We start from the raw sequence: 9,290 nt of genomic DNA, 5'->3' as shown, positions 1-9,290 counted from the left end.
AAACATTACAAGCATTTTTTAAAAAAAGTGTAAGTATAGATAATCGTGGATTTCATTCCTATTATCTAGTCGAGAAAGATAATCAGTATGCAATTCAAGACGAAGAGGTAGCAGTAGGAAGAACACTATCTATTCAGTATAATGATGAAGATGAAGTAAAGCTTTCTCTCTATAGTGATGGAATCCCCCTTGTGGATGTTCAAAGGATACCAATTAGCAAGGTTACAGTTATAAAAGATGAAGACGAAGAAAGTATTCAATTTGTGCTTGAACGTATGCCTAGTCGGATGCTGAAAGTTAATGTAAAACCTCCTTTCTCTATCCAATTTACAATGTATTGGGAAGTTTGTGAGGATTGCGAATAGTAGGTACTACTTACTTATGAATTAAGATGAGTACAGAATTGTACTTGTCTTTTTTTTTACATATCTAATGTTCCACTTTCTTGATGGCGATAAGTGGAAGTAGGATAATGCTAACCCAACCAATTAATGGATATAAAATATGCAATAAATGGCTATAGTTAATAAAACTGATAAGATAAGCTACTAAAAGTATGATGTATATATAGCTATTGCTGCGCCGCCTTGTCATGGATTGTAATTGTTTTGTCATACCGTATATATTTCCAATTAGTGTTGTAAATACCTCGCCAAAAATAATAAGAACAAAGAAAAAATGAAAGACTGAGTTGAAGTTTCGAACGACCTCCGCCATAGGTATGCTATACTCATAAAATTGATCGACGGTTAAAATGGCTAGTTGACTACATAGTAAGATTAGGAATAAACCAAGCCCGCCAAATATTCCACCCCATTTCATGACAGTTTCATCATTTACTTCGTAAGCCAATGGAACGAGAACACTTTGTGCAAGGGCTAGATTCATGGCGACATAGGTGATGGGACTTGTAAACCACTTTATATTCCAACTCTCATCAGGAAAGGAAAGAAGAGTAGTCGTCCATGTATTGGATAGAGTTGTACAGTAGAGGCCAATAATAAAGATCATCATGATTGGCACAACAAGAGAATTCACCTCGAATACCCCTTGTAATCCGCGCGATAGAATAAGAATACAAGCAATGATAGTCAGTACAATTCCAAGCTGCCGAGGAAGTCTCAATTGTTCTTCAAACACTGCGCCTGCCCCGGCAAGCATAACACTCGTGACACTAAGTAAAATGAAAAGAAGCATTGCATTTACAATATTTCCTGCAATATTACCGAATAAATATATATTGAATTCCTGTGCGGAATACGCCCGAATTTTACATGCTAATATCATCATTTTTGTTCCGATTGTAATAAATAATATTCCACTTAGTAGAATCCCAATGGTTCCATATGTACCATGAACTGTGAAAAATTCAACAATTTCTCTCCCGGTTGCAAATCCAGCGCCTACAACGGTTCCTATATATGTTGCCGCAACTCGCTTCGTCGTTTTCCATTGTTGCTCGTTCATGCCATCATCCTTTCTTGCTTGTCACCTAATTTATATGAATACTTGTGCAAGTTTAGAAGTATGGGAAATAAATGAATAAGCATGCACGTTTGAATGAATTGTGAACGATATTGATTTTTTTTGAAAGAAAATAAATGATTTTGATTGTAAAATGAAAGGGCTTTCTGTATGATAAGGCTATGAGGAGGTGCAAAGTTGTTAACAGAAGAAAGACATCAAATCATCTTAGATTTAGTAAAGAAACAAGGGATTGTTAAGCTACAAGATCTTATAGAATCTACTGATTCATCTGAATCAACTATTCGAAGAGATTTGATTCTACTTGAACAGAAAAATTATTTAAAGCGTGTTCATGGCGGTGCCTCATCATTGCAAGCAAAGGGAAAAGAACTTAGCATGAGCGAAAAAACGTTCAAGAACATTCAAGAAAAGAAATTAATCGGTCATTATGCTGCATCTTTAATAGAGGATGGAACTTGTATCTATTTGGATGCAGGTAGTACAACATATGAAATAATTCCCTATATAAGTGGTAAAGATATTACTGTTGTGACAAATGGTCTTATGCATATTGAAGCGTTGGTACAATCTAATATACGTGCCTATTTAATTGGCGGCATGATGAAAAGTAATACAAGAGCGCTAGTAGGAAGTACAGCATTAGAAACGTTATTGAAATTTCGCTTTGACATTTGCTTTCTAGGGACCAATGGTGTACATCCGGTCCATGGATATACAACGCCTGACCCAGAGGAAGCATTGCTAAAGAAAACAGCATTAGATTTATCAAATACTAGTTATGTAGTAGCAGATCCATCGAAATTTTCAGAAGTATCTTTTGTGAAAATTGCAGATTTATCAGCAGCAACTATTATTACTACACAGATGGAGGATGAAGAACTCGCATCCTTTATGCAAAAAACAACAATAAAGGTCGTGAATATATGATTTATACAGTAACATTAAATCCTTCAGTAGATTATGTAATTCGCGTTGACCAGTTTGAAGAAAACAAGGTAAACCGAGTTGATTCTGAAGAAAAGTATCCAGGCGGTAAAGGAATTAATGTTTCTCGCGTCTTACATCGATTAGATGTTCCTACAAAGGCACTAGGCTTTCTAGGAGGATTTACAGGTGGATTTATTCAATTAGAATTGGAAAAAGAAAAAGTACAAACAGACTTTGTAATGGTAAATGGTGATTCACGCATTAATATTAAATTAAAATCTCAAAAAGAAACCGAAATAAACGGAAAAGGTCCAGATATTACAGAAGCACAGCTGAATGAGCTAATTGATAAAATTAACAGCATTCCCAATGATAGCATCCTTGTTCTAGCAGGAAGTATTCCGTATTCCCTACCAAGTACATTTTACAAGTTGGTAACGGAAAAATGTTTGGAACGCGGGGTTAAGGTAGCGGTTGATGCAAGTGGGAAAACGTTACTTGATGTTGTTGCTTTTCACCCGTTTTTTATTAAGCCAAATCACCATGAATTAGGAGACTTGTTTGACGTTTCAATCACCTCTGTTCAAGATGCTGCAAAATATGGAAGAAAGCTGATTGAGATGGGTGCAGAACATGTCGTAGTTTCGATGGCTGGTGAGGGTGCTCTTCTTCTTACAAAGGAAGAAAGCTACGTTGCAAATGTACCAAAGGGAACAGTAGTAAATTCCGTAGGAGCTGGAGATTCACTCGTAGCTGGTTTTCTGGGAACTTATGTAAAAACAAAGAATGTGACAGAATCTTTTCGTTTTGGGGTTGCAACGGGTAGTGCGACTGCTTTTTCATCCGATTTAGCAACGAAAGAAAAAATAGAAGAACTCTTGTCACAAGTTACAATAAAAACTCTATAGAAATGAGGGAGTAGAATGAAAATTACTGAATTACTTAAAAAAGATACAATTATTATTGATTTAAAAGCAACTTCAAAGTTTGAAGCAATCGACGAGCTTGTTAACAAGCTTGCCAGTAGCGGAAGATTAAATGATAAGGCAAAATACAAGGAAGCCATTTTAAAGCGTGAGTCTCAAAGTACAACTGGTATAGGAGAAGGGATTGCAATTCCACATGCTAAGACAGCTGCAGTTAAAACTCCAGCCATTTGCTTTGGTAAATCAGAAGCAGGGATTGACTATGACGCATTAGATGGACAACCTTCCCACTTGTTTTTTATGATTGCAGCAAGTGAAGGCGCAAACAACACCCATTTAGAAACGTTATCTCGGCTTTCTACATTCTTAATGGATACGGCTTTTCGTACGAAATTACTTTCAGCGCAAACGCCGGAAGATGTGATTCGCTATATTGATGAGAAAGAAAAACAAGTGGAAGAAGAAGAAAAAGCAGAAGAAAGTAGTGCTGTGGAATCAAAAGGGAAAGTACTAGCGGTTACTGCATGTCCGACTGGTATTGCTCATACGTATATGGCAGCCGATTCTTTAAAGAATAAAGCGAAAGAAATGGGTATTGAAATCAAAGTAGAAACGAACGGATCTACTGGAGTGAAAAATAAGTTAACTGACGAAGAAATTCGTGATGCCGTTGCGATTATTGTAGCTGCAGACAAGAAAGTGGATATGGATCGTTTTGCTGGAAAACATGTTATTGAAGTTCCAGTTGCAGCAGGGATTCGTAAGCCAGAAGAGCTATTAAATCGTGCTGTTTCTCAGGATGCACCTCTTTACAAAGCAAGTGGTTCTAGTGAAAAAACAGAAAAAAGAAGTGGTACAGGAATTTATAAGCATCTAATGAGTGGTGTATCAAATATGCTACCATTCGTTGTAGGCGGTGGTATTTTAATCGCACTTGCATTTGCATTCGGCGGAATTCATGCAGAAGGGCCGATTGCTTCAACATTAATGAAAATTGGTGGCGGTACAGGAGCGTTCTTCTTCATCGTACCGGTATTAGCAGGGTTTATTGCAAGTAGTATTGCAGATCGTCCAGGGTTTGCACCAGGTATGGTTGGTGGTTACTTGGCAGCACAAGCTGGCGCTGGTTTCTTGGGTGGTTTGATTGCCGGTTTCCTTGCAGGTTATGTTGTTCTAGGGTTGAAAAAAGCATTCTCAGGTCTTCCTCAGCAACTAGAAGGTATTAAACCAGTTCTATTGTATCCGTTGTTCGGTGTAATGATTACAGGTTTGATTATGGTATTAGTGATTAATGATCCAGTTGTATTTATCAATAAATCTTTAACAGCTTGGTTAAATGGCTTAAGTGGAACAAACGCAATTTTGCTTGGTTTACTGCTTGGCGGTATGATGGCAGTCGATATGGGTGGTCCAATTAATAAAGCAGCCTTTACATTCGGTTTAGCAGCAATTGCATCAAATAATTTTGGCCCGCACGCAGCAGTAATGGCTGGAGGCATGGTTCCTCCATTAGGTATTGCACTTGCAACTACGTTCTTTAAAAATAAATTTACAGCTGCTGAACGTGAATCAGGTCTTACGAACTACATCATGGGTGCCTCATTTATTACAGAAGGTGCGATTCCATTCGCAGCAGCTGACCCAGTTCGTGTTATTGCAAGCTGTATTGTCGGATCTGCATTAGCAGGTGCACTTACAGAGGCATTTGGAATTACACTACCAGCACCGCACGGCGGAATCTTCGTTATCCCGCTTGTGAATCATCCACTTCTTTACTTGGTAGCTATTTTAATCGGATCCGCAGTATCAGCAATTATGCTCGGTATTTGGAAAAAACCGGTTGAAAAACGATAAACAATTAGGAGAAAACCGATGCTACAATGGCATCGGTTTTTTTGTGTTTTCTTTGACTGAAAACCAAAGCGAAGTGCTTCTTTTTATACTTTTTCTAATATTTAAAAATTATATATGATACAATAAAGATAAAGAAAGGGAGGGAATGTCATGTTTCACTTCTTTAAACAAGTAAGCGAAGAAAGAGAGATTACGAAGGAAGAAGTAGAACAGGCGATGGCGCAATTTCTTGAGCATAACACACGTATTACTTATACTGTACTCGTAAATGAGGACTATACAATAAACTATAAAATCTTAAAGCCATATTTGCCTGCAACACCAACCAATTCGTTCTTAGTTACGAGAGAGACACTTGAAGTTTTTGAAGATTCAGAGGAAAATAGATTATTTGTGAAAGAAATAGATGCTGTGCAGCGAGCAGTGGATTTATATGTAGTTGATAAAGAGACATTCCCAATTATTGATGGGGATTCTGATCGCAAAATTAGTTCGATGAAACTGAGATCGTACTTAGGTCACGAATTAGAGCATGATTTATATATATCTGAGAAACATTTTTTAGTGACAAGTAAACCTGATCCTAAATAAATCTTATATGTGATAAAACAGAGTTATTGTTTTTTTGGTGTCTTTTTAACGAGGAGAAAAGTTGTGAAGTGGAAAGAATGGAATCTTAATTTAAAAATTCGTTTAATCGGTGAGTCTTTGTATGGTTTATTTTACTGGATGTTACTACCGTTTATGGCTATTTATTTTTCCGATTCATTTGGGAAAGAGATGGCTGGTTATCTTCTAATTGCCTCTCAGTTTCTGTCTGTGTTGGCTACTTTATTCGGAGGATACTTAGCGGATACATATGGACGTAAGAGAATGATGGTCATTAGTACATTTGTTCAAAGTTTTGCTTTTATACTATTTACTTTTGCAAATTCATCGGTTTTAGAGTCACCGCTATTAACCTTTATAGCATTCTCTTTACTTGGTATTATGGGATCCCTGTATTATCCAGCAAGTGCTGCAATGGTTTCAGATACTATAGAAGAAGATAAACAAAGCAATGTATTTGCCGTTTTTTATACTGCAATTAATATAAACGTTGTGGCAGGTCCTATTATTGGGGCTTATTTTTTCTTTACACACCGTTTTGAATTATTACTTGTTAGTACAATTGTAAATGTGATACTCGCTTTTATTTTTCAAATTTATATTCGTGAAACGATGCCGATTCATACAGAAGTAAATAATAAATCGTGGATTACTGTCCTTAAGGAACAAGTAAGTAATTATAAGGTTATTTTTCAAGATCGTATTTTTTTTGTTTTTATCCTTGCTGGAATTTTCATTGCTCAAACGTATACTCAAATTGATCTCTTATTAGCTGTATATATAAAAGAAATTATCCATGGACAGTTTTTTTTCCATTTTTTCATTACGGGTGAAAACCTCTTTAGTTGGATTATTGCGGAAAATGGTCTACTTGTAGCATTGTTTACCGTTGCTGTAACGAAGTTATCTAATCGTTTTAGTGAAAAAACAATTTTCATCCTTTCTTCAATACTATATGGTCTATCCATGCTTGTATTTGATAACGTATCATCTGTAATAGGAATGATTGTTGCCATGGCCATATTTACATTGGGAGAAATTGTGGTTGTGGGTATACAGAACAGCTTTGTTTCTAAAATTGCTCCAGAAAATATGCGTGCCTCATATTTTGCTGCTTCTATGCTTCGTTGGTCTATAGGGAGAACCGTTGCTCCGATTGCTATACCTGTGTCACAATGGCTTGGTTATTCGGTAACCTTTATATTAATAGCCATGCTTGCGCTTGTGAGTGCATGTCTATATTGGATTATGTTTACCATGATGGGGAAAGAAAAACCTGCCGTCAAATAGAAGTGATAGCAAAAATGAAAAAAAGAAGAAAGGGTATGACCCTTCTTCTTTTTTAGCGTTGAAAACCTCTTTCATAATAATTCATATCTGCTAAATCTAAGATATATTGATAGTTATCAATTGTTAATTGTATATCTTGTCGTTCCGATTCTGTAATGGAAGAGGTTTCTAATTTTTCTACTAGTTGTTGTTTTTGAGCTTCTAATCGATCTTTGATTTCTTGGTAGCTGTATAACTTATTCAAGGAAACAACCCCCTTAGTATTTCAAATTCTTTCTACACCTTTATTATAGGTGTAAATGGTGCTAATTTATTTCCTTAATTTTGAATTTTTTTTGACTTGTTTAAGAATAAAGTGTATGATTTTTTTTTACAATCTTAGTGTGTGAACCATCTTACGGGTAAGGAAAAATCTTGTTTCGATATATTTGATAAATGATACTACAATATTTTTCTTGTATAAATAAAATAGATCAGAATTTATTTATCTAGATGTAGGAGTTGAAAAGGGAATGAATCAAAAAAAAATCCCGGTTACTATACTTACTGGTTATTTAGGCTCAGGTAAAACAACTTTAGTTAATCGTATTTTGGCTAAGCAGCACGGACAAAAAATAGCCGTTATTGTCAATGAGATTGGGAGCATTGGAATCGACAATGATCTTATTGTTCATGCAGATGAAGAAGTAGTGACACTAACCAATGGATGCCTTTGTTGTACCGTTCGCGAAGATTTACTTGTTGTCTTAAAGCAACTAGTAAAAAAACAAGATGTTGAGTTTGACAGTTTGTTAATAGAAACGACAGGGCTAGCAAACCCTGGTCCTATTATTCAAACATTCTTTCTTGACCCACTGATTCAACAAAGTTTTGAAATTAATGGCGTCGTAACGATAGTAGACGCATTTCATATCGAACAGCACTTTCAAAAAGGTATAGAAGCAAAGGAACAACTTGCTTTTGCAGACACCATATTAGTAAATAAGGTGGACTTAGTAACAACGGATACTATAGATAAAATAACATCACGCATTCGAAGCATGAATCCTACTGCGACTATTATGCATACAGCTAATTGTGAAGTGGACATACATTCATTGCTGGACTTATCAACATTTCAAGTGAAAGAAAACTTGCACATCCATCCCCATCATCATAATCATTTAGAAGAAATTGTTTCTTTTGCTTTGCGTGAGGAGAAACCTCTTGACTTTACAAAGGTGAATGAATGGATGGCAGCGGTTGTAAGTGAACTCGGAGATTACTTATATCGTTATAAGGGAATATTAAATGTACACCAAGTAGAAAAGCGCGTTGTGTTTCAAGGTGTTCATACGTTATTTGCGGCTACGTATGATCGAAAGTGGCGGAATGATGAATCGCGTTTGAGTGAGATTGTCTTAATTGGAAAGGGGCTCAATAAAGAGTGGTTTGAGGAACATTTTCGTAAATGTGTATTTGAAAAATAAAGAATGATTGTTTAGAAAAAAAGAGACAAAGAAATCAATTGTATATCGATTTCTTTGTCTCTTTTTTCTTATTGTAAAACGGTTTTTAACGTATTAATATTTTCCTGCATAAGCTGCACATAGTCTTTGTTTGCTTTGGCATCAGCATCTGAAATCGTAGCTAGATGATTCATTCGTAGGATCGTTGTTCCGGTTTCTTTTTGCACGACATCAGCAACTTTTGGTGTTGCAAATGATTCAAATAATATATATTTCATATTATGGTCTTTTGCTGTTTTTGCAACTTCTGCGAGCTGCTTTTGAGAAGGTTCATCAGAGGAAGAAAGTCCAACAATAGGTATTTGTTTAATTCCATATTCATGCTCCCAATAACCGTATGCAGCATGTGAAACAAGAACTTCTTTTGTTTTTGCGTTGCTTACAACATCGCGAAATTGTGAATCTAATTTCTCCAGTTTACTCTTTAAATCTTCGAAGTTCTTTTCGAATACATCTTTGTTTGCGGGTTGTATATCTGAAAGTACATTTTTAATATTTTCTGCTTGAATGATAGCATTTTTTGGATCTAGCCATATGTGAGGATCCATATCATGTGTATGCGTATTCTTTGCGTCTGCTTGATCTTCATCAGCGGGACCATTGTATTTTATAAGTGGTACCCCGTTTGAAGTATCTACTAGTTTTACATTTTGTTTTTGCAGTGGTTGAATCATTTTGTCAACAAAAG

General features: G+C 35.9%; 10 protein-coding genes. 7 read left to right on the top strand and 3 right to left on the bottom strand.

Annotation, left to right across the window (positions count from 1 at the left end; translation table 11 throughout):
- The coding region (locus AC11ZT_RS06290; RefSeq protein WP_484058782.1) for a DUF3979 family protein at positions 1 to 365 on the top strand (365 nt) is incomplete at its 5' end.
- Positions 366 to 429: 64 nt separating this feature from the next.
- Here the strand turns inward: AC11ZT_RS06290 and AC11ZT_RS06285 are convergent.
- On the bottom strand, positions 430 to 1,467 hold the full coding sequence (locus AC11ZT_RS06285; protein ID WP_484058781.1) for a YkvI family membrane protein: 1,038 nt from the start codon (positions 1,465 to 1,467) through the stop codon (positions 430 to 432).
- 195 nt (positions 1,468 to 1,662) lie between these two features.
- Here AC11ZT_RS06285 and AC11ZT_RS06280 point away from each other — a divergent pair, with 195 nt between their 5' ends.
- From AC11ZT_RS06280 to AC11ZT_RS06260, 5 genes are all read left to right on the top strand, one after another.
- Positions 1,663 to 2,415 carry a DeoR/GlpR family DNA-binding transcription regulator gene (locus AC11ZT_RS06280; protein ID WP_484058780.1) on the top strand — a complete coding sequence of 251 codons (753 nt, stop codon included), beginning with the start codon at positions 1,663 to 1,665 and terminating at the stop codon, positions 2,413 to 2,415.
- Positions 2,412 to 3,323 (top strand): 1-phosphofructokinase, encoded by a 912-nt coding sequence (gene pfkB, locus AC11ZT_RS06275; protein WP_484058779.1) that lies wholly within the window; start codon positions 2,412 to 2,414, stop codon positions 3,321 to 3,323. The genes AC11ZT_RS06280 and pfkB overlap by 4 nt, the downstream gene beginning before the upstream one ends.
- Before the next feature lie 15 nt (positions 3,324 to 3,338).
- Entirely contained in the window at positions 3,339 to 5,195 is a 1,857-nt protein-coding gene (locus AC11ZT_RS06270; protein WP_484058778.1) for a PTS fructose transporter subunit IIABC, read from the top strand.
- 150 nt (positions 5,196 to 5,345) lie between these two features.
- Entirely contained in the window at positions 5,346 to 5,786 is a 441-nt protein-coding gene (locus tag AC11ZT_RS06265) for a DUF3939 domain-containing protein (RefSeq protein WP_484058777.1), read from the top strand.
- A 63-nt stretch (positions 5,787 to 5,849) separates the two neighbouring features.
- Positions 5,850 to 7,094, top strand: coding sequence for an MDR family MFS transporter (locus tag AC11ZT_RS06260; protein WP_484058776.1), 1,245 nt, complete (start codon positions 5,850 to 5,852; stop codon positions 7,092 to 7,094).
- Between the two features lie 52 nt (positions 7,095 to 7,146).
- Here the strand turns inward: AC11ZT_RS06260 and AC11ZT_RS06255 are convergent, their stop codons facing one another.
- Positions 7,147 to 7,338: a DUF3896 family protein gene (locus tag AC11ZT_RS06255; RefSeq protein WP_484058775.1), complete on the bottom strand. Its 192-nt coding sequence runs from the start codon at positions 7,336 to 7,338 to the stop codon at positions 7,147 to 7,149.
- Positions 7,339 to 7,606: 268 nt separating this feature from the next.
- Here AC11ZT_RS06255 and AC11ZT_RS06250 point away from each other — a divergent pair, with 268 nt between their 5' ends.
- The gene (locus AC11ZT_RS06250) at positions 7,607 to 8,563 is read left to right on the top strand and encodes a CobW family GTP-binding protein (RefSeq protein WP_484058774.1); all 957 of its coding nucleotides are present in this window, start codon (positions 7,607 to 7,609) and stop codon (positions 8,561 to 8,563) included.
- Between the two features lie 68 nt (positions 8,564 to 8,631).
- On the opposite strand, the gene AC11ZT_RS06245 is transcribed toward AC11ZT_RS06250, so the two are convergent.
- On the bottom strand, positions 8,632 to 9,290 hold a 659-nt coding region (locus AC11ZT_RS06245; protein WP_484058773.1), incomplete at its 5' end, for a metal ABC transporter solute-binding protein, Zn/Mn family.

Source organism: Ectobacillus sp., assembly GCF_056992975.1.
This window is presented reverse-complemented; position numbering and strand designations above follow the sequence as displayed.